Origin of the sequence: Escherichia sp. E4736, from assembly GCF_005781225.1 — a bacterium.
Classification (GTDB): Bacteria; Pseudomonadota; Gammaproteobacteria; order Enterobacterales; family Enterobacteriaceae; genus Escherichia.
This window is the reverse complement of record NZ_VATT01000018.1, coordinates 263,044-282,913: the sequence shown is the minus strand read 5'-3', so window position 1 is coordinate 282,913 and position 19,870 is coordinate 263,044. Positions and strand designations below refer to the sequence as shown.

Sequence of the window (19,870 nt, the reverse complement as noted above, 5' to 3'; positions counted from 1 at the left end):
GCCGGATGCGGCATGCACACCTTTTCCACCTTCACCATTCTTCTGTCCATTTCTGGCACATCTATTGCTTTGTTATACAAGGCAAACCTTGAACCGGCATTAGCGCAACCCGGTTGCACCACAACAATCCACCGGTAGCACCAAAAAGGTGCATTTTAAGAATTTTGCTTCGGAATGGTGCGGTGCATCTCGCAAAAACAAACAATAAAACAGCAATATCTTTACATTTAGCCAAACTAAATGTTACCTAACAAGCACAACACTGCACAATAAAGTTGCAGATGATAACAACACAAACACTCACAACGGGTATCCATGCGTTTTTAACGCAGAAGATAAAGGAGTTGGATATGCAATTACGTAAACCTGCCACAGCAATCCTGGCCCTGGCGCTTTCCGCAGGACTGGCACAGGCAGATGACGCCGCCCCGGCAGCGGGCAGTACACTAGACAAAATCGCCAAAAACGGTGTGATTGTCGTCGGTCACCGTGAATCTTCAGTACCTTTTTCTTATTACGACAATCAGCAAAAAGTGGTGGGTTACTCGCAGGATTACTCCAACGCCATTGTTGAAGCAGTGAAAAAGAAACTCAACAAACCGGACTTGCAGGTGAAACTGATTCCGATCACCTCACAAAACCGTATTCCACTGCTGCAAAACGGCACTTTTGATTTTGAATGTGGTTCTACCACCAACAACGTCGAACGCCAAAAACAGGCGGCTTTCTCTGACACTATTTTCGTGGTCGGTACGCGCCTGTTGACCAAAAAGGGTGGTGATATCAAAGATTTTGCCGATCTGAAAGGCAAAGCCGTAGTCGTTACTTCCGGCACTACCTCTGAAGTTTTGCTCAACAAACTGAATGAAGAGCAAAAAATGAATATGCGAATTATCAGCGCCAAAGATCACGGTGACTCTTTCCGCACCCTGGAAAGCGGTCGTGCCGTTGCCTTTATGATGGATGATGCTCTGCTGGCTGGTGAACGTGCGAAAGCGAAGAAACCAGACAACTGGGAAATCGTCGGCAAGCCGCAGTCTCAGGAAGCTTACGGTTGCATGTTGCGTAAAGACGATCCGCAGTTCAAAAAGCTGATGGATGACACCATCGCTCAGGTCCAGACCTCCGGTGAAGCGGAAAAATGGTTTGATAAATGGTTCAAAAATCCAATTCCGCCGAAAAACCTGAACATGAATTTCGAACTGTCGGACGAAATGAAAGCACTGTTCAAAGAACCGAATGACAAAGCACTGAACTAATTACAAGAACCAGGGGCGGAAATTCCAGCCCTCTCGATTGTTACGTAGCACGGACAGACTATACGCCTGATGGTCGTTCCCCATCGGGCCTGAAAACCGCAATACGCTGGGTAACAATCTTCGAGGGTAGCAGTTAACGCTGCTACCCTCTTTTTTCTGGAGTAGATTTATGTCTATAGACTGGAACTGGGGTATTTTTTTACAACAAGCCCCGTTCGGCAACACCACCTATCTTGGTTGGATCTGGAGTGGTTTTCAGGTGACGATCGCTTTGTCGATCTGCGCCTGGATTATCGCTTTCCTCGTCGGCTCGTTATTCGGCATTTTGCGCACCGTTCCTAACCGTTTTCTCTCCGGTCTGGGTACGTTGTATGTCGAACTGTTCCGCAACGTGCCATTGATTGTGCAATTCTTTACCTGGTATCTGGTGATCCCAGAGCTGCTGCCGGAGAAAATCGGCATGTGGTTTAAGGCGGAACTGGACCCAAATATTCAGTTTTTCCTCTCCTCTATGCTCTGCCTGGGGCTGTTTACTGCGGCTCGCGTTTGCGAACAAGTACGCGCCGCAATCCAGTCACTACCGCGCGGGCAGAAGAATGCCGCGCTGGCAATGGGGCTGACGCTGCCGCAGGCTTACCGCTATGTGCTGCTGCCTAACGCTTATCGCGTTATCGTCCCGCCGATGACTTCCGAGATGATGAACCTGGTGAAAAACTCCGCCATCGCCTCGACTATCGGTCTGGTAGATATGGCGGCGCAGGCGGGTAAATTGCTCGACTACTCGGCCCACGCCTGGGAGTCGTTTACCGCCATCACGCTGGCGTATGTGTTGATTAACGCGGTTATCATGCTGGTGATGACGCTGGTTGAACGTAAAGTTCGCCTGCCCGGCAATATGGGGGGCAAATAATGTACGAGTTTGACTGGAGTTCTATTGTCCCTTCCCTGCCGTATCTGCTGGATGGGCTGGTGATCACCCTGAAAATCACCGTCACGGCAGTCGTGATTGGTATTTTGTGGGGCACCATGCTGGCGGTGATGCGCTTATCGAGCTTTGCGCCCGTTGCCTGGTTTGCCAAAGCCTACGTTAACGTGTTCCGTTCGATCCCACTGGTAATGGTACTGTTGTGGTTTTACCTGATTGTGCCGGGTTTTCTGCAAAACGTGCTGGGATTATCGCCGAAAACCGATATTCGTTTAATTTCTGCGATGGTGGCGTTTTCGATGTTTGAAGCGGCCTACTATTCAGAGATTATCCGCGCCGGTATTCAAAGTATTTCTCGTGGTCAGTCAAGCGCCGCGCTGGCGTTGGGGATGACTCACTGGCAGTCGATGAAACTGATTATTCTGCCGCAGGCGTTCCGCGCGATGGTGCCGCTGCTGCTCACTCAGGGTATCGTACTGTTCCAGGATACCTCACTGGTGTATGTGTTATCTCTGGCCGATTTCTTCCGTACCGCCTCAACCATTGGTGAGCGTGATGGTACGCAGGTTGAGATGATCCTGTTTGCCGGATTTGTTTATTTCGTTATTAGCCTTAGCGCGTCGTTGTTGGTCAGCTACTTGAAAAGAAGGACAGCATAATGATTACCCTGAAAAATGTTTCAAAATGGTATGGTCACTTTCAGGTGCTGACCGACTGCTCAACCGAAGTGAAAAAAGGCGAAGTGGTGGTGGTTTGCGGCCCGTCTGGTTCTGGCAAATCAACGCTGATTAAAACCGTCAACGGCCTCGAACCGGTGCAGCAAGGTGAAATCACCGTCGATGGTATCGTGGTTAACGACAAGAAAACCGATCTGGCAAAGCTGCGTTCCCGCGTCGGGATGGTGTTCCAGCATTTTGAACTGTTCCCTCATCTGTCGATTATCGAAAACTTGACCCTGGCGCAGGTGAAAGTGCTTAAACGCGATAAAGCGCCGGCTCGTGAAAAAGCATTGAAATTGCTGGAGCGCGTGGGACTTTCCGCACATGCCAATAAGTTTCCGGCGCAGCTTTCCGGCGGTCAGCAGCAGCGTGTGGCGATCGCTCGCGCATTGTGCATGGATCCTATTGCGATGCTGTTCGACGAACCGACATCGGCGCTGGATCCGGAGATGATCAACGAAGTGCTGGACGTGATGGTGGAACTGGCGAACGAGGGGATGACCATGATGGTGGTGACCCACGAAATGGGCTTTGCCCGTAAAGTGGCGAATAGAGTGATCTTTATGGACGAGGGAAAAATTGTCGAAGACTCGCCGAAAGACGCTTTCTTCGATGATCCGAAATCGGACCGCGCAAAAGACTTCCTCGCGAAAATCCTGCACTAATCCTTCTGGCGCGCATACCCAGGTGCGCGCCATCTCACGCTTTATCGTTTCGGTCCTCGTATCTGTTACATTCCGGCGTTACCCTTGTCGCAAAGAAACACACAACAAGGAGCAACAATGGCACTGCCAATTCTGTTAGATTGCGACCCAGGTCATGACGACGCTATCGCAATAGTTCTCGCCCTCGCCTCACCAGAGCTTGATGTCAAAGCCATCACATCTTCCGCCGGAAACCAGACACCCGATAAAACATTACGCAATGTTCTGCGTATGCTGACCTTGCTTAATCGCACCGATATTCCGGTAGCAGGCGGCGCGGTGAAACCGTTAATGCGTGAGTTGATTATCGCGGACAATGTGCACGGCGAAAGCGGTCTGGATGGTCCGGCATTACCGGAACCGACGTTTGCACCGCAAAACTGTACGGCGGTAGAGCTGATGGCGAAAACGCTGCGTGAAAGTACGGAACCTGTCACCATTGTTTCTACCGGACCGCAAACTAACGTCGCCTTGCTGCTCAATAGCCATCCGGAACTGCACAGCAAAATCGCCCGTATCGTGATTATGGGTGGTGCAATGGGGCTTGGTAACTGGACGCCAGCCGCCGAGTTTAATATTTACGTGGACCCGGAAGCAGCAGAGATTGTCTTCCAGTCAGGGATCCCGGTGGTGATGGCCGGTCTGGATGTCACTCACAAAGCACAAATCCACGTTGAAGACACCGAGCGTTTCCGCGCGATTGGTAACCCGATTTCAACCATTGTTGCCGAACTGCTGGATTTCTTCCTCGAATATCATAAAGACGAAAAATGGGGCTTTGTCGGCGCGCCGCTGCACGATCCGTGCACCATTGCCTGGCTATTGAAACCCGAGTTGTTTACCACCGTGGAGCGCTGGGTCGGCGTTGAAACACAGGGGAAATATACCCAGGGGATGACAGTTGTTGATTATTACTATCTGACCGGTAATAAACCGAATGCCACTGTAATGGTCGATGTTGATCGTCAGGGCTTTGTTGATTTACTGGCTGAACGTCTGAAATTTTACGCTTAATACTCCTTATTGATTAAGATCACCACGTTTTACCAGGGTGGTCTTAATCTGGTTATCTCTTTTTCTTTCAAGATATAAATGCAATGGATAATGCAGAACTCGCCATTGGTATCGATCTCGGTACTACCAATAGTTTAATTGCTGTCTGGAAAGACGGTGCCGCACAATTAATTCCAAATAAATTCGGTGAATATTTAACACCATCCATAATTAGCATGGATGAAAATAACCATATTCTGGTCGGTAAACCGGCAGTGTCCAGGCGCACATCGCATCCTGATAAAACCGCAGCGTTATTTAAACGCGCGATGGGCAGTAATACCAACTGGCGTTTAGGCGGTGACACATTTAATGCACCGGAATTGTCCTCTTTGGTATTGCGTTCATTAAAAGAAGATGCTGAAGAATTTCTGCAACAACCGATTAAAGATGTGGTGATCTCTGTTCCTGCTTATTTCAGTGATGAACAACGCAAGCATACCCGTTTAGCAGCAGAGTTAGCCGGGCTAAATGCAGTGCGCCTGATTAATGAGCCAACGGCAGCCGCGATGGCGTATGGCCTGCATACGCAGCAAAATACCCGCTCGCTGGTTTTTGATCTCGGTGGCGGCACGTTTGACGTCACGGTGCTTGAATACGCTACGCCGGTGATTGAAGTGCACGCCTCCGCGGGTGATAACTTTCTTGGTGGCGAAGATTTTACTCATATGCTGGTCGATGAAGTTTTAAGACGCACGGAAGTTGCCAAAACCACGCTTAACGAGAGCGAACTGGCAGCCTTATACGCCTGCGTGGAAGCGACAAAATGTAGCAATCAATCGCCAATGCACATTCGCTGGCAGTACCAGGAAGAAACACGTGAATGCGAATTTTACGAGAACGAACTGGAAGATTTGTGGTTGCCGCTACTCAACCGCTTGCGTGTGCCGATTGAACAGGCGTTGCGCGATGCACGTCTGAAACCGAGTCAAATCGACAGCCTGGTACTGGTCGGCGGTGCGTCGCAAATGCCGCTGGTGCAGCGAATCGCCGTGCGTCTGTTTGGCAAACTACCGTATCAAAGTTACGACCCGAGCACCATTGTCGCGCTGGGCGCAGCGATCCAGGCCGCCTGCCGCTTACGCAGCGAAGATATTGAAGAAGTGATCCTCACCGATATTTGCCCCTACTCGTTGGGCGTTGAAGTTAACCGCCAGGGCGTTTCCGGCATTTTCTCGCCAATTATTGAACGAAACACCACTGTGCCTGTATCGCGTGTAGAAACTTACTCAACCATGCACCCGGAACAGGATTCAATTACGGTTAACGTCTATCAGGGAGAAAACCACAAAGTTAAAAATAACATTCTGGTGGAGTCATTCGATGTGCCGTTGAAGAAAACCGGGGCTTATCAGTCGATTGATATTCGCTTTAGTTATGATATCAACGGGTTGCTTGAAGTTGACGTGCTTCTGGAAGACGGCAGCGTTAAGTCCAGAGTCATTAATCACAGTCCGGTAACATTGAGCGCTCAGCAGATTGAAGAGAGTCGGGCGCGGTTATCCGCATTGAAAATTTATCCGCGCGATATGCTCATTAACCGTACCTTTAAAGCCAAACTGGAAGAGTTGTGGGCGCGTGCGCTGGGTGAAGAGCGAGAAGAGATTGGCCGGGTGATCACCGATTTTGATGAGGCGTTGCAGTCAAACGATATGGCCCGCGTCGATGAGGTTAGGCGGCGGGCGAGCGATTATTTAGCCATTGAGCTCCCATAAACACGACTGCCGGATGCGGCGTAAACGCTGCATCCGGCCTACTCGTAGATCGGATAAGATGCGTCAGCATCACATCTAACTGAGCAACATCGCGATTTTGCCGAGAGCATAACCTATCACCAGCACCGTTAAGCCGATTTTAATAATGCTGGTAATGCTCTGTGGTTTTTCATCCTCATCATTTTTCTCTTCATGATTTTCAGGTATAGGCTCATCGACATCTTCATCCTCCGGCTCGAGTTTCACTTTTGTCAACAGCATCCGGGTGATAATGGCCTCTAATGGATGAGCGTCTCCGCCTTCCAGCCTTGTATTAAGACGGGCCAGCATCTCTTGTTTCGGAAACGCTTCCAGTACTACCTGTTCCGCTACCCGATACAGATCCAGTAACGGTGAATCTTGCCCTGTCTCGCTACCGACTCTCGATTTCCACCACGCCCATGCTTTGCGTTTGAAGAATAACGACTCGATAAACGATTGACCTAACGGCGATAATTTTCCGCTATGTAAAATTTCCGCCCATAACAGCCGCGTCCAGGCGCTCTCGCCAGGGACATATTTCAGCGGCTTACCTTGTGCATCAATCATGCTTCGCGCTTCGATAACCATCGCTAATAACGCGAAGTAATCCGGGCAATGACGCTTGCTCCACTGCAACAACAAATAATCCGCTTGTGTAGATGGGTAACTCTCCCAGTATGCGCAGAGATCGGCAAGCAGACTTTCCCCCTCACCGCAGTACAACCGTTGTGCACACGAGTAATATCGGGCATCTCCGCTTTCTGGTTCTTCCGTTTGCCACTGTTGGGCAACAGGAATGAGTTCCGCCATACCTGTTTGCACCGAGCTATACCAGCGCAACAATTTGCGATGCAACTTCGCATCATCAGGAATTAACCATGGACCTGCCATCGCCAAAAATGCAGTGACATAGTCAGGATGGTAACGGCAGCAACGTTCCAGCGCGAAGTAATAATCAACAGTCTGGTTCTGTAACGCGACGGGATATTCCAGAAGGCTAAGGAAATCGAAACAATCCCCAGCCTGAATGTCCTCAAGAAAAGCCTCCCGCTCTTCTTCATCCATTCCTTCGCTGTCACTAAACGAATGCCAGTTCAAACGCTCTGCCAACAAAGATGCACAATTCAATGAAAGATATCGCGCCTTCATAGCGATTGCACACAGCGGCCAGCGTAATTGTTCGACATCCTCCATGTTCCAGGTATTTAATTGCTGAATAAATTTCTGCCAGGCGGAGGGCTGAAAACGATCACTTTCCGAAGCCAGTAAGGTTCTGAACGCTTTCAGTGCTTCGTGCTCTTCTGCAAGATCTTTCTCGTTATCAGCATTTTTTTCGTCTGGATTGACCGCAAGTCGCAGCGCCTCTTCATAGGCCTGGCGTAACGCTTTAAACCCCTGCGGATCGGTTTCTGGATGGTACAACGGTAAACGAGCAAGATAAGCCTGACGGATAATATCAACTTGTGTTGTGCTTTCGATTTCGAGGATTTGCCAACATGTTTTCATAGGTCGCTCACATCCTTAAGCGTTGCCGGGCATTCAGGCTGGGCAGTTAATGGCTGCCAGGGAAGCGTGGCATAGAAACGATCGCTTCCCGCTGCCAGCTCTTCGAACATCCGACTCCCGGCGCTATCGTATTTGTACAAGGTCAGCGCCTCGCGTAGCGAAGCGTTGTCTTCGCACTGAGCGGATTGCCAGTAGAGACGTCCTAACGAATAGGCGGAAAAATAGTGCATCCAACTGTGATAGTAATGGTGTGCTCGTTCATAGACACGCGATTGCAGCCATAAACTCTCGTCTTCCGTCAGCCACTTGTTGAGCACACCGACCCGTGACAGAAACCCCATTCGAACATAATCCCAGGCTTTGATTCCCCCTTCCCCGCAGCACATAGCGGTTTGTGCAACAAATTGGGTATAAATCAGCCCTCTGTCAGAGCCACCAGCTATTAATGCTTTCCACTCTTCAGGTGAAGAGCGATGCCATGCCAGATATAACCCGGCTAAATCATTTGCGTGACCATCATCGGTCATTTGGTAAATAGTCTGAATTAAATCATCACGATTATTTATTCCCCAGGATGATGACAGATCAAATTCTTTTACTCCGGTATACATTTTTGGCGAGTCATGTGCAGGCTTGCATCCCTTATTAAGAATCTCCATTGGCGTAGAAAGCGCAAATAGAAGGCGTTGTTCTTCCTTATCCATATATTAACAATCCTTTAAGTACATTAACTGACTACTTTTTTATTAATGATGAGTATAAACTTGACGCTTTCAAAATAAAAAGAAAATCGAAGCATTGATAAATGAACAAAAAAATATATTTTATATTCGCAATATTTATAGTTGCGGCTATCACTTGTATTAGCCAACCTAAGAAAACGACCTTGCGCGATAAAGCTATGGCGAATTATGTCTTTGATTATTTAAGATCACCAGGCAGTCTTCCGTTTACCACGGCAGCAACGGAGCTTTCCGCGATTCATGGTCACTCAACGTCGCAATATCGCCTTGGCGAATTTTATCTTCATGGTAGCGACGGTAAACCACTGGATTATACACAGGCGAGATACTGGTATGAGCAATCAGCAGAACAGGAAAATCCGCGCGCACAAAGCAAACTGGGGTGGATCTACCTGAAAGGTCTGGGAGTCAAACCAGATACCCGTAAAGCAATTCTCTGGTATAAGGAAGCAGCTGAACAAGGGTATGCTCATGCTCAATATACTTTGGGTTTGATCTACAGAAATGGCTCAGGTGTTAATGTTAACCATTATGAATCTCAAAAATGGTTAAAACTGGCCGCCAAACAACATTACAAAAATGCGGAAAGATTGCTTGCCGGGCTTCCCGCACATTAACGTCGACTGTCACCCGAAGAGATGGAGTATTTTCCCTATCAAACCAGCAAAAATAAAAATATAGAAAATAATTTTAATGATGCCCAGACAGCCCGGCCCACCATCATCAACAGGCATTGGCTGCGGTTGCGGCTCCGGTTCGACGGTTTGCTTCTCGGTAAAATTCGCCGACTGAATTAATAATCGACGAATAATTAATGCTTCCAGTGGGCAACGATCTTCTGCATCAAGACGAGCGACGATCGGCATTAATGATTCTTCTGTAGGCTGGTTCGCCAGCACTAATTGTTTAGCAACTAAATATAATGGCCATAAGGGATGCTCTGTATCACGCGTGAGTGAGATTCGCGGCTTACGCCCTTTGTGCAAAACCATCTCGACCAGAGAACGCCCCAGCGCAGAGAGTTTTTCATGGCTGAGTATTTCGTATAATTGAAAGCGCGTACGGGCGCTGTCGCCGGGGACATAAAGTAGCGGTTTTCCCTGATCGTTAACCAGTTCACGTGCTTCAATCATCATAACCACTAACGGGTAATAATCGACCCGATGCTGACGGCACCATTGCAACATTAAAGCATCCGCCTGGGTAGAGGGAGACTCGCGCCAGTAATCACAAAGTTCTGCCAGCAGGTTTTCGCCTTCCCCACAATAGACGCGTTGCGCGTATTCATAATAACGCGCATCTTCATTATCAGGTTCAGCTTCCCGCCACGACCGAGCGTAATCCAGGAGTTCGGGTATTCCCACGCGGCTTGAGGTATACCAGCACAGTAAATTTCTGTGCAGTTTTGCATCATCGGGGATAATCACTGCGCGATGTTGCGCTAAATACAGTGTCAGCCATTCTGGATGCGATGACCAAATCCGAGCGAACATTTGATAAAAATCAATGGTGTCATTTTGCACGGCAACGGACAGATGCAGGATGGTCTGGAAGTTAAAAATATTCCCCTTCGCAATGGCATATAAAAAGGATTCCAGTTCTTCTTCGTCTATTTCCCCGGTGTTTTCCTCCTGCAACCACCGCAATCTTTCTGCTAATAACACCACGCACTCGAAGGATAAATGGGCAGTGTTCATAGCTATCGCGCACAACAACCAGCGTAATTCATCAATCTCTTCCATCGAGCAATAATTTAATTGCTGAATGAATCGCTGCCAGGCTGAGGGCAGAAAACGTTCGCTATCAGAGGCAAGTAACGCACGAAAGGCGAGCAGAATTTCATGTTCTGCAACTTCATGTTCTTCTGCTTGCCAAACAGATTTAGCAGGCGACTGCGCAATCCGTAGCGCGTCTTCATACGCCTGACGCAGTTGTTTAAAGCCCTGTGGATCGGTTTCTGGATGAAAGGACGGTAACAGCGCCAGATAAGCGCGACGGATAATATCGACGTCAGTCGTTTCCTCTATTTCAAGGATCTTCCAGCAATTTTTCATAGGTCGCTCATATCCTTAAGCGTTTCCGGGCATGAAGGGTAGTCAGCCAGATGTTGCCAGGGTAAGGTCGCGTAATATGCATCGTCACTGGCAACTAATTGATAAAACATATCATTGCCGGAATCGTCGTATTCTTTACGCGCTAAGAATTCACGTAATAAAGGCAGATTATCATCCTCGGGAGACTGCCAATAATGTCGACCAAAGGTATAACCGGCAAAGTATTGCCGCCAGTTACTATAATAACGTAGCGCCCGTAAATGAATGCGCGACTGGATCCATAGACTTTCTTCTTCACTCAACCAGTTATTAAGTACGCCCATTCGGCTTAAAAAACCCATCCGGACATAATCCCAGGCTTTGATTCCCCCTTCGCCACAGCATTCGGCGGTGCTGGCGACAAATTGCGCATAAGTCTGACCTTGCTCATTTAATTCAGCAAGATAGCCACGCCATTCACATGGCGAATAACGAAACCAGCGGTGATAAAACCCAGCCAACCGTGCAGCATGACCGTTATCGATCATTCGGTGAATTGTGCGCAGCAGGTCATCACGGCCATCAATTCCCCAGGAAGAAGAAAGGTCAAAAAAGCGTGTACCTAAATACATTTTGGGAGATGAATGCGAAGGTAAACAGCATTCATTGCGTATTTCCATCGGAGTGGAAAGTGCAAACAATATTTTTTGCGACTCCATGTCCATATAATTCATCCTTAAATATTCACTCAATGAATATTAACTACATCGCGAGGCTCATTTATTTATACTTTTCTGACGCAGCATAATACGCATAAAATAAGGCTTACGCAAAATAGAACATATAAAAATATAATATGCCTTATCTGCAACCATAAGGAAATGATAATGATTTTTACGTCAAGTTGCTGCGATAATTTATCAATAGATGAGATTATCGAACGTGCTGAACATGGCGATAGTGAGGCTCAATATATTGTTGGATTTTATTACAATCGCGATAGTGCAATTGACTCTCCGGACGACGAAAAGGCCTTTTACTGGCTCAAACTTGCCGCTGAACAAGGACATTGTGAAGCACAATATTCTTTAGGTCGAAAATATAACGAGAATAAAAGCCGCTATAAAGATAATGCGCAAGCTATCTTCTGGTTGAAGAAAGCCGCCTTGCAAGAACAGGCATTAGCAGCCAATTTGCTGGGTTGCATACTCGACGAAGCGGCACCGCCTAACTATGAAGATGCGGTTGAGTGGTATCGGAAGGCAGCAGAGCAGGGTTTGAAATATGCACAAAATAATCTGGGGTTAATGTACCAAAATGGCACTGGGGTGACGCAAGACTATGAACAGGCTTTCTTTTGGTACAAACAAGCCGCGCTCCAGGGGCATAATCCCGCACAGGATAACCTTGCTGACCTTTATGAAAAAGGTACAGGTGTTCCCCAAAACAAGACTCTCGCCGCATTCTGGTATTTGAAAAGCGCCCTGCAAGGTAATCAGCACGCCCAATTTCAAATAGCGTGGGATTATGATTTGGGCGAAGGAGTGGACCAGGACTATAAACAAGCGATGTACTGGTATCTGAAGGCTGCCGCTCAGGGAAGCATCGGCGCTTACGTTAACATCGGCTATATGTATAAACATGGGCAAGGCGTTGAGAAAGATTATCAGGCCGCCTTTGAATGGTTTACGAAAGCCGCTGAATGCAATGACGCCACTGCCTGGTATAACCTGGCCATTATGTATCACTACGGAGAAGGAAGACCTGTCGATCTCCGACAGGCTCTCGACCTGTATCGTAAAGTTCAGTCATCCGGTACCAGAGATGTCAGTCAAGAAATCCGTGAGATTGAAGATTTACTGTAGAGATAAAAACAAGGGCCGGGGAATTTCATTCGGCCCAAATTCTCTTTATTGGTGTGCGAAATCAAACTATTACGGCTCGAACGGGCGTCTCTGGAACTGATCATGACCACATTTCGGGCATAGCGTCAGCACTTCCGGCGTGTAGATGGGGAGATGGAAGTGACATTTCTCGCAGACCAGATTCCCAAGCCCTACCACTTCTCCGCTGTGATAAACCCCGTGATGATTGAGATCCTGGAAAACTTCACGCCATTCAAGCTGCGTTTTATCGGTGATGTCCGCCAGCTCCTGCCAGAGGCTTTCTTTAATCACCCGCATAAAAACGCTGTCGGATTCTTCCTTCAGGCTCTCTTCATAACTCATGGCGAACTCTTCCAGGTCACGTCTGACGGCCCGAGTCAGTTCATCGACCTCGGTCCGCGTTAACTCCCCTGTTTTTATTACACGCTCACGCGCCTGTTCTACCAGTGCATCGATATCGCGTTCGCCATTACGCAGTCGCTCGCTTAATGACGCCACCAGTTCACGGTAATATTGAGCAACCTTGTTCATCATTTCATCTCCCGTGTCGTTAACTGGCTATAATAATAGACGTTATTTACGCTCAACTTTGCAAGACTGCCCACAGAGTGTGTAAATTCGTGCAAGGATTACCGCTGTGCGATTTCAACGTCGAGTGCGCGAAAGGCTGTTTTGACGCGGACGTTTGGGCTATGCTATGCGGATCTGAAAAACCACCTCTAACGCTACTTTTGTAGCCGTAATGAAAACAGGACCACTGGCTGCCATGCAAGAGCAATACCGCCCGGAAGAGATAGAATCCAAAGTACAGCTTCATTGGGATGAGAAGCGCACATTTGAAGTAACCGAAGACGAGAGCAAAGAGAAGTATTACTGCCTGTCTATGCTTCCCTATCCTTCTGGTCGACTACACATGGGCCACGTACGTAACTACACCATCGGTGACGTGATCGCCCGTTACCAGCGCATGCTGGGCAAAAACGTTCTGCAGCCGATCGGCTGGGACGCGTTTGGTCTGCCTGCGGAAGGCGCGGCGGTAAAAAACAACACCGCGCCAGCACCGTGGACGTACGACAACATCGCGTACATGAAAAACCAGCTCAAAATGCTGGGCTTTGGTTATGACTGGAGCCGCGAGCTGGCAACCTGCACGCCGGAATACTACCGTTGGGAACAGAAATTCTTCACCGAGCTGTATAAAAAAGGCCTGGTGTATAAGAAAACCTCTGCGGTCAACTGGTGCCCGAACGACCAGACCGTACTGGCGAACGAACAGGTTATCGACGGCTGCTGCTGGCGCTGCGATACCAAAGTTGAGCGTAAAGAGATCCCGCAGTGGTTTATCAAAATCACCGCTTACGCTGACGAGCTGCTCAACGATCTGGATAAACTCGATCACTGGCCAGACACCGTTAAAACTATGCAGCGTAACTGGATCGGTCGTTCCGAAGGCGTAGAAATCACCTTCAACGTTAACGACTATGACAACACGCTGACTGTTTATACTACTCGCCCGGACACCTTTATGGGTTGTACCTATCTGGCGGTAGCGGCAGGTCATCCGCTGGCGCAGAAAGCGGCGGAAAATAATCCAGAACTGGCGGCCTTTATTGACGAATGCCGTAACACCAAAGTTGCCGAAGCTGAAATGGCGACGATGGAGAAAAAAGGCGTCGATACTGGCTTTAAAGCTGTTCACCCATTAACGGGCGAAGAAATTCCTGTTTGGGCAGCAAACTTCGTATTGATGGAGTACGGCACGGGCGCAGTCATGGCGGTTCCGGGTCACGACCAGCGCGACTACGAGTTTGCCTCTAAATACGGCCTGAACATCAAACCGGTTATCCTGGCGGCTGATGGTTCTGAACCCGATCTTTCTCAGCAGGCACTGACTGAAAAAGGCGTGCTGTTCAACTCTGGCGAGTTCAACGGTCTTGACCATGAAGCGGCCTTCAACGCCATCGCCGATAAACTGACTGCGATGGGCGTTGGCGAGCGTAAAGTGAACTACCGCCTGCGCGACTGGGGTGTTTCCCGTCAGCGTTACTGGGGCGCACCGATTCCGATGGTGACGCTGGAAGACGGCACTGTGATGCCGACCCCGGACGACCAACTGCCGGTGATCCTGCCGGAAGATGTGGTGATGGACGGCATTACCAGCCCGATTAAAGCAGATCCTGAGTGGGCGAAAACCACCGTTAACGGTATGCCAGCGCTGCGTGAAACCGACACTTTCGACACCTTTATGGAGTCCTCCTGGTACTATGCGCGCTACACTTGCCCGGAGTACAAAGAAGGTATGCTGGATTCCGAAGCGGCTAACTACTGGCTGCCGGTGGATATCTACATTGGTGGTATCGAACACGCCATCATGCACCTGCTCTACTTCCGCTTCTTCCACAAACTGATGCGTGATGCAGGCATGGTGAACTCTGACGAACCAGCGAAACAGTTGCTGTGTCAGGGTATGGTGCTGGCAGATGCCTTCTACTATGTTGGCGAAAACGGCGAACGTAACTGGGTCTCCCCGGTTGATGCTATCGTTGAACGTGACGAGAAAGGCCGTATCGTGAAAGCGAAAGACGCGGCAGGCCATGAGCTGGTTTATACCGGCATGAGCAAAATGTCCAAGTCGAAGAACAACGGTATCGACCCGCAGGTGATGGTTGAACGTTACGGCGCGGACACCGTTCGTCTGTTTATGATGTTCGCTTCTCCGGCGGATATGACTCTTGAATGGCAGGAGTCCGGCGTGGAAGGGGCTAACCGCTTCCTGAAACGTGTCTGGAAACTGGTGTACGAGCATACTACGAAAGGCGATGTTGCGGCACTGAACGTCGATGCACTGACTGAAGATCAGAAAGCGCTGCGTCGCGATGTGCATAAAACAATCGCTAAAGTGACCGATGATATCGGCCGTCGTCAGACCTTCAACACCGCAATTGCGGCGATTATGGAGCTGATGAACAAACTGGCGAAAGCACCGACCGATGGCGAGCAGGATCGCGCCCTGATGCAGGAAGCGCTGCTGGCGGTAGTTCGTATGCTTAACCCGTTCACCCCACACATCTGTTTCACGCTGTGGCAGGAACTGAAAGGCGAAGGCGATATCGACAACGCGCCGTGGCCGGTTGCTGATGAAAAAGCGATGGTGGAAGACTCCACGCTGGTCGTTATTCAGGTTAACGGTAAAGTCCGTGCCAAAATCACCGTTCCGGTGGATGCAACGGAAGAACAGGTTCGCGAACGTGCTGGCCAGGAACATCTGGTAGCAAAATATCTTGATGGCGTTACCGTGCGTAAAGTGATTTACGTACCGGGTAAACTCCTCAATCTGGTCGTTGGCTAAGCGCGGGAGGAAGCGTGCGATATCTGGCAACATTGTTGTTATCTCTGGCGGTGTTAATCACCGCCGGGTGTGGCTGGCATCTGCGTGATACCACGCAGGTCCCTTCCACTATGAAGGTTATGATCCTGGATTCCGGTGACCCGAACGGGCCGTTAAGCCGTGCAGTGCGTAACCAGTTACGTCTGAACGGTGTCGAGTTGCTCGATAAAGAAACCACGCGTAAGGATGTTCCATCCCTGCGTCTGGGCGCTGTATCAATCTCACAGGATACCGCGTCGGTTTTCCGTAATGGTCAAACTGCGGAATATCAGATGGTGATGACTGTTAGCGCGTCGGTATTGATTCCTGGGCGAGATATCTACCCGATTAGCGCCAAAGTCTTCCGTTCGTTCTTCGATAACCCGCAAATGGCGTTAGCGAAAGATAACGAGCAGGACATGATCATTAAAGAGATGTACGACCGTGCCGCCGAACAGCTTATTCGTAAGCTGCCAAGCATTCGCGCTGCGGACGTCCGTTCCGACGAAGAAACGTCGACAACAACGGATACCACAGCAACGCCTGCACGCGTCTCCACCACGCTGGGTAACTGATGATTCGGTTGTACCCGGAACAGCTCCGCGCGCAGCTCACTGAAGGGCTGCGCGCGGCCTATCTTTTACTTGGTAACGATCCCCTGTTGTTGCAAGAAAGCCAGGACGCCATTCGTCAGGTAGCTGCGGCACAAGGATTCGAAGAACACCACACTTTTTCCATTGATCCCAACACGGACTGGAACGCAATATTTTCGCTATGCCAGGCAATGAGCCTGTTTGCCAGTCGACAAACGCTATTGCTGTTGTTACCAGAAAACGGACCGAATGCGGCGATCAATGAACAACTCCTCACGCTCACCGGATTGCTGCATGACGATCTGCTGTTGATCGTCCGCGGTAATAAATTGAGCAAAGCGCAGGAAAATGCCGCCTGGTTTACCGCGCTTGCAAACCGTAGCGTGCAGGTTACTTGCCAGACCCCAGAACAGGCCCAGCTTCCTCGCTGGGTTGCCGCGCGAGCAAAACAGCTCAATTTAGAACTGGATGACGCGGCGAATCAGGTGCTCTGCTACTGTTATGAAGGAAACCTGCTGGCGCTGGCACAGGCACTGGAGCGTTTATCGCTACTCTGGCCCGACGGCAAACTGACACTGCCGCGCGTTGAGCAAGCGGTGAATGATGCCGCACATTTCACCCCTTTTCATTGGGTTGACGCTTTGTTGAGCGGCAAAAGCAAGCGCGCATTGCATATTCTGCAGCAGCTGCGCCTGGAAGGCAGTGAACCGGTGATTTTGTTGCGCACTTTGCAACGTGAACTGTTGCTGCTGGTTAATCTGAAGCGTCAGTCTGCTTATACTCCACTGCGTACGCTGTTTGACAAGCATCGGGTATGGCAGAACCGTCGTAACATGATTAGCGAAGCGTTAAATCGCCTGAGTCAGCCACAGTTACGTCAGGCTGTACAACTCCTGACACGAACGGAACTTACTCTCAAACAAGATTACGGTCAGTCCGTGTGGGCAGAACTGGAGGGATTATCTCTTCTTTTGTGTCATAAACCACTGGCAGACGTATTTATCGACGGTTGATATGAAATCTTTACAAGCTCTGTTTGGCGGCACCTTCGACCCGGTGCATTATGGCCATCTAAAACCCGTGGAAACGCTGGCGAATCTGATTGGCCTGACGCGGGTAACGATTATCCCTAACAACGTTCCTCCGCATCGCCCCCAGCCTGAAGCGAACAGCGTGCAGCGAAAACACATGCTTGAACTGGCGATTGCCGACAAGTCGCTGTTTACCCTTGATGAACGCGAGTTAAAGCGTAATGCCCCCTCTTACACGTCGCAGACGTTAAAAGAGTGGCGACAGGAGCAAGGCCCAGATGTGCCGCTGGCGTTTATTATCGGTCAGGACTCGCTGCTGAACTTTCCGACCTGGTATGAATACGAAACGATTCTCGACAATGCACATTTGATAGTCTGTCGACGTCCAGGTTATCCGCTGGAAATGGCACAACCGCAGTACCAGCAGTGGCTGGAAGATCATTTGACGCATAATCCGGAAGATCTGCATCTTCAGCCTGCTGGTAAAATTTATCTCGCCGAAACGCCGTGGTTCAACATCTCGGCGACAATCATCCGCGAACGTTTGCAAAACGGCGAATCTTGTGAGGAATTGTTACCAGAATCGGTACTGACTTACATTAACCAACAAGGCTTGTATCGCTGATATCTGCCGTCACGGAGGGAATGATGCGACTGTGGTTAATTCGTCACGGTGAAACGCAAGCGAATGTCGACGGGTTATACAGCGGTCATGCGCCTACACCACTTACGGAGCGCGGTATCGCGCAGGCGAAAAGCTTGCATACACTGCTACGTGATGTTCCCTTCGATAAGGTTTTATGCAGTGAACTGGAACGGGCGCAGCACACCGCGCGCCTGGTTCTTGATGCCCGTCAACTCCCCATGCAAATCATCCCTGAACTCAACGAAATGTTTTTTGGTGACTGGGAAATGCGGCATCATCGCGAGCTGATGCAAGAAGATGCCGAAAACTATAGTGCCTGGTGCAATGACTGGCAGCATACCGTCCCTACTCGCGGTGAAGGCTTTCAGGCATTTTCACAGCGGATAGAAAGGTTTATTGCCGGACTTGGTGAGTATCAGCAGCACAAAAACATATTAATCGTTAGCCACCAGGGTGTGTTGAGCCTGTTGATTGCCCGCTTAATCGGCATGCCTCCCGAGGCAATGTGGCATTTTCGTGTAGACCAGGGCTGCTGGAGCGCCATTGATATCAATGACGAGTTCGCAACACTACGCGTCCTCAATAGCCGTGCCATCTGGTGCGAAGAAGCATGACTTTTCTGTTTTTTTACAGGTAAGCCGCAACGGACATTGACAGGCCCGGGCAGGCTGATATTCTCCGCAACCTGACTTTTCCGCCATACACGACTTTGTAGAAATTGTTTTACAAAAATGGCGATGCAATCTGTGACGCGGGGTGGGATGATAGCCCACTTTCAAGAGCCGATTTGCTGACATTTGTCCCGAAATCGCCTCTGCTTCAGGTATACTGACAGACCATTTTTATCTTTTTTATTTCACCCAGGGGGAAAACTTGCAGGGTAAAGCACTCCAGGATTTTGTTATCGACAAAATTGATGACCTCAAAGGTCAGGACATCATCGCCTTAGACGTTCAGGGCAAATCCAGTATCACCGACTGTATGATCATCTGTACGGGTACATCCAGCCGCCATGTTATGTCCATTGCTGACCACGTGGTTCAGGAATCTCGCGCTGCGGGTTTATTGCCCCTCGGCGTTGAAGGTGAAAACGGCGCCGACTGGATTGTGGTCGATCTAGGTGATGTGATTGTCCATGTTATGCAGGAAGAGAGCCGTCGCCTGTATGAGCTGGAAAAACTCTGGAGTTAATGCGTGAAGCTGCAACTTGTCGCCGTGGGAACGAAAATGCCGGACTGGGTACAAACCGGTTTTACCGAGTACCTGCGTCGTTTTCCGAAAGATATGCCTTTTGAACTGATTGAAATTCCGGCGGGAAAACGCGGCAAGAACGCGGATATCAAGCGCATACTCGACAAAGAGGGTGAACAAATGCTGGCTGCCGCAGGTAAAAACCGCATTGTCACCCTTGATATCCCAGGCAAGCCCTGGGACACGCCGCAGTTAGCCGCTGAACTGGAACGCTGGAAGCTGGATGGCCGCGATGTCAGCTTGCTGATTGGCGGGCCGGAAGGGTTATCGCCTGCCTGTAAAGCGGCGGCAGAACAAAGCTGGTCACTTTCGGCGCTTACCCTCCCCCATCCGCTGGTTCGCGTACTGGTCGCAGAGAGTCTGTACCGGGCGTGGAGCATTACCACCAACCATCCTTATCACCGTGAGTGATATGGTA

The 19,870-nt window shown here is 49.6% G+C and carries 20 protein-coding genes; 15 read left to right on the top strand and 5 right to left on the bottom strand.

The annotated features are described in order from the left end of the window. The first annotated feature begins 350 nt into the window (after nucleotides 1-350). The 6 genes from gltI (at nucleotide 351) to hscC (ending at nucleotide 6,375) form a co-directional block, all read left to right on the top strand. Nucleotides 351-1,259 (top strand): glutamate/aspartate ABC transporter substrate-binding protein GltI, encoded by a 909-nt coding sequence (gene gltI, locus FEK46_RS14965; RefSeq protein WP_001177085.1) that lies wholly within the window; start codon nucleotides 351-353, stop codon nucleotides 1,257-1,259. A 169-nt stretch (nucleotides 1,260-1,428) separates the two neighbouring features. Continuing rightward, nucleotides 1,429-2,169 (top strand): glutamate/aspartate ABC transporter permease GltJ, encoded by a 741-nt coding sequence (gene gltJ, locus FEK46_RS14960; protein WP_000020950.1) that lies wholly within the window; start codon nucleotides 1,429-1,431, stop codon nucleotides 2,167-2,169. Further along, nucleotides 2,169-2,843: a glutamate/aspartate ABC transporter permease GltK gene (gene gltK, locus FEK46_RS14955; RefSeq protein WP_000272828.1), complete on the top strand. Its 675-nt coding sequence runs from the start codon at nucleotides 2,169-2,171 to the stop codon at nucleotides 2,841-2,843. Before gltJ ends, gltK begins: the two co-directional genes overlap by 1 nt. Continuing rightward, nucleotides 2,843-3,568, top strand: coding sequence for a glutamate/aspartate ABC transporter ATP-binding protein GltL (gltL, locus tag FEK46_RS14950; RefSeq protein ID WP_000631384.1), 726 nt, complete (start codon nucleotides 2,843-2,845; stop codon nucleotides 3,566-3,568). The genes gltK and gltL overlap by 1 nt, the downstream gene beginning before the upstream one ends. A 117-nt stretch (nucleotides 3,569-3,685) precedes the next feature. Then, nucleotides 3,686-4,621 (top strand): pyrimidine-specific ribonucleoside hydrolase RihA, encoded by a 936-nt coding sequence (gene rihA, locus FEK46_RS14945; RefSeq protein ID WP_135559942.1) that lies wholly within the window; start codon nucleotides 3,686-3,688, stop codon nucleotides 4,619-4,621. Between the two features lie 83 nt (nucleotides 4,622-4,704). Next, on the top strand, nucleotides 4,705-6,375 hold the full coding sequence (gene hscC, locus FEK46_RS14940) for a molecular chaperone HscC (protein ID WP_135493537.1): 1,671 nt from the start codon (nucleotides 4,705-4,707) through the stop codon (nucleotides 6,373-6,375). Between the two features lie 75 nt (nucleotides 6,376-6,450). Here the strand turns inward: hscC and FEK46_RS14935 are convergent, their stop codons facing one another. Further along, nucleotides 6,451-7,902, bottom strand: coding sequence for a J domain-containing protein (locus tag FEK46_RS14935; RefSeq protein WP_135493536.1), 1,452 nt, complete (start codon nucleotides 7,900-7,902; stop codon nucleotides 6,451-6,453). Then, nucleotides 7,899-8,606: a DUF1266 domain-containing protein gene (locus tag FEK46_RS14930; RefSeq protein WP_135492613.1), complete on the bottom strand. Its 708-nt coding sequence runs from the start codon at nucleotides 8,604-8,606 to the stop codon at nucleotides 7,899-7,901. Before FEK46_RS14930 ends, FEK46_RS14935 begins: the two co-directional genes overlap by 4 nt. A 101-nt stretch (nucleotides 8,607-8,707) precedes the next feature. Between FEK46_RS14930 and FEK46_RS14925 the strand changes: the two genes are divergently transcribed. Continuing rightward, entirely contained in the window at nucleotides 8,708-9,262 is a 555-nt protein-coding gene (locus FEK46_RS14925) for a tetratricopeptide repeat protein (protein ID WP_130206501.1), read from the top strand. A 9-nt stretch (nucleotides 9,263-9,271) separates the two neighbouring features. Here FEK46_RS14925 and FEK46_RS14920 read toward each other — a convergent pair whose 3' ends face one another. Together FEK46_RS14920 and FEK46_RS14915 are read right to left on the bottom strand one after the other, a co-directional pair. Continuing rightward, on the bottom strand, nucleotides 9,272-10,699 hold the full coding sequence (locus FEK46_RS14920) for a J domain-containing protein (protein ID WP_135493534.1): 1,428 nt from the start codon (nucleotides 10,697-10,699) through the stop codon (nucleotides 9,272-9,274). Then, complete coding sequence (locus FEK46_RS14915) at nucleotides 10,696-11,403, bottom strand: DUF1266 domain-containing protein (protein WP_135493533.1); 708 nt, start codon at nucleotides 11,401-11,403, stop codon at nucleotides 10,696-10,698. The genes FEK46_RS14920 and FEK46_RS14915 overlap by 4 nt, the downstream gene beginning before the upstream one ends. A 162-nt stretch (nucleotides 11,404-11,565) precedes the next feature. Between FEK46_RS14915 and FEK46_RS14910 the strand changes: the two genes are divergently transcribed. Next, nucleotides 11,566-12,543 (top strand): tetratricopeptide repeat protein, encoded by a 978-nt coding sequence (locus FEK46_RS14910; RefSeq protein ID WP_135493532.1) that lies wholly within the window; start codon nucleotides 11,566-11,568, stop codon nucleotides 12,541-12,543. Nucleotides 12,544-12,612: 69 nt separating this feature from the next. Here the strand turns inward: FEK46_RS14910 and FEK46_RS14905 are convergent, their stop codons facing one another. Further along, complete coding sequence (locus FEK46_RS14905; protein WP_001044880.1) at nucleotides 12,613-13,095, bottom strand: zinc ribbon-containing protein; 483 nt, start codon at nucleotides 13,093-13,095, stop codon at nucleotides 12,613-12,615. A gap of 235 nt (nucleotides 13,096-13,330) precedes the next feature. On the opposite strand from FEK46_RS14905, the gene leuS reads away from it, so the two are divergent. The 7 genes from leuS (at nucleotide 13,331) to rlmH (ending at nucleotide 19,863) form a co-directional block, all read left to right on the top strand. Further along, nucleotides 13,331-15,913, top strand: a complete 2,583-nt coding sequence (gene leuS / locus FEK46_RS14900; protein ID WP_135559998.1) for a leucine--tRNA ligase — start codon at nucleotides 13,331-13,333, stop codon at nucleotides 15,911-15,913. A 14-nt stretch (nucleotides 15,914-15,927) separates the two neighbouring features. Continuing rightward, nucleotides 15,928-16,506, top strand: a complete 579-nt coding sequence (lptE, locus tag FEK46_RS14895) for an LPS assembly lipoprotein LptE (RefSeq protein WP_064528965.1) — start codon at nucleotides 15,928-15,930, stop codon at nucleotides 16,504-16,506. After that, nucleotides 16,506-17,537 carry a DNA polymerase III subunit delta gene (holA, locus tag FEK46_RS14890; RefSeq protein WP_135559943.1) on the top strand — a complete coding sequence of 344 codons (1,032 nt, stop codon included), beginning with the start codon at nucleotides 16,506-16,508 and terminating at the stop codon, nucleotides 17,535-17,537. The genes lptE and holA overlap by 1 nt, the downstream gene beginning before the upstream one ends. Before the next feature lies 1 nt (nucleotide 17,538). Beyond that, nucleotides 17,539-18,180: a nicotinate-nucleotide adenylyltransferase gene (nadD, locus tag FEK46_RS14885; protein WP_064528967.1), complete on the top strand. Its 642-nt coding sequence runs from the start codon at nucleotides 17,539-17,541 to the stop codon at nucleotides 18,178-18,180. A gap of 23 nt (nucleotides 18,181-18,203) precedes the next feature. Further along, nucleotides 18,204-18,815: an adenosylcobalamin/alpha-ribazole phosphatase gene (locus FEK46_RS14880; protein WP_135559999.1), complete on the top strand. Its 612-nt coding sequence runs from the start codon at nucleotides 18,204-18,206 to the stop codon at nucleotides 18,813-18,815. A gap of 259 nt (nucleotides 18,816-19,074) precedes the next feature. Beyond that, nucleotides 19,075-19,392 (top strand): ribosome silencing factor, encoded by a 318-nt coding sequence (rsfS, locus tag FEK46_RS14875; RefSeq protein ID WP_001161662.1) that lies wholly within the window; start codon nucleotides 19,075-19,077, stop codon nucleotides 19,390-19,392. Between the two features lie 3 nt (nucleotides 19,393-19,395). After that, nucleotides 19,396-19,863: a 23S rRNA (pseudouridine(1915)-N(3))-methyltransferase RlmH gene (gene rlmH, locus FEK46_RS14870; protein WP_000776104.1), complete on the top strand. Its 468-nt coding sequence runs from the start codon at nucleotides 19,396-19,398 to the stop codon at nucleotides 19,861-19,863. Nucleotides 19,864-19,870 lie beyond the last annotated feature (7 nt).

Coding starts and splice junctions, on each gene's coding strand:
- gltI (WP_001177085.1), top strand. CDS start 351: ATGCAATTACGTAAACCTGCCACAGCAATCCTGGCCCTGGCGCTTTCC.
- gltJ (WP_000020950.1), top strand. CDS start 1,429: ATGTCTATAGACTGGAACTGGGGTATTTTTTTACAACAAGCCCCGTTC.
- gltK (WP_000272828.1), top strand. CDS start 2,169: ATGTACGAGTTTGACTGGAGTTCTATTGTCCCTTCCCTGCCGTATCTG.
- gltL (WP_000631384.1), top strand. CDS start 2,843: ATGATTACCCTGAAAAATGTTTCAAAATGGTATGGTCACTTTCAGGTG.
- rihA (WP_135559942.1), top strand. CDS start 3,686: ATGGCACTGCCAATTCTGTTAGATTGCGACCCAGGTCATGACGACGCT.
- hscC (WP_135493537.1), top strand. CDS start 4,705: ATGGATAATGCAGAACTCGCCATTGGTATCGATCTCGGTACTACCAAT.
- FEK46_RS14935 (WP_135493536.1), bottom strand. CDS start 7,902: ATGAAAACATGTTGGCAAATCCTCGAAATCGAAAGCACAACACAAGTT.
- FEK46_RS14930 (WP_135492613.1), bottom strand. CDS start 8,606: ATGGATAAGGAAGAACAACGCCTTCTATTTGCGCTTTCTACGCCAATG.
- FEK46_RS14925 (WP_130206501.1), top strand. CDS start 8,708: ATGAACAAAAAAATATATTTTATATTCGCAATATTTATAGTTGCGGCT.
- FEK46_RS14920 (WP_135493534.1), bottom strand. CDS start 10,699: ATGAAAAATTGCTGGAAGATCCTTGAAATAGAGGAAACGACTGACGTC.
- FEK46_RS14915 (WP_135493533.1), bottom strand. CDS start 11,403: ATGGACATGGAGTCGCAAAAAATATTGTTTGCACTTTCCACTCCGATG.
- FEK46_RS14910 (WP_135493532.1), top strand. CDS start 11,566: ATGATTTTTACGTCAAGTTGCTGCGATAATTTATCAATAGATGAGATT.
- FEK46_RS14905 (WP_001044880.1), bottom strand. CDS start 13,095: ATGAACAAGGTTGCTCAATATTACCGTGAACTGGTGGCGTCATTAAGC.
- leuS (WP_135559998.1), top strand. CDS start 13,331: ATGCAAGAGCAATACCGCCCGGAAGAGATAGAATCCAAAGTACAGCTT.
- holA (WP_135559943.1), top strand. CDS start 16,506: ATGATTCGGTTGTACCCGGAACAGCTCCGCGCGCAGCTCACTGAAGGG.
- nadD (WP_064528967.1), top strand. CDS start 17,539: ATGAAATCTTTACAAGCTCTGTTTGGCGGCACCTTCGACCCGGTGCAT.
- FEK46_RS14880 (WP_135559999.1), top strand. CDS start 18,204: ATGCGACTGTGGTTAATTCGTCACGGTGAAACGCAAGCGAATGTCGAC.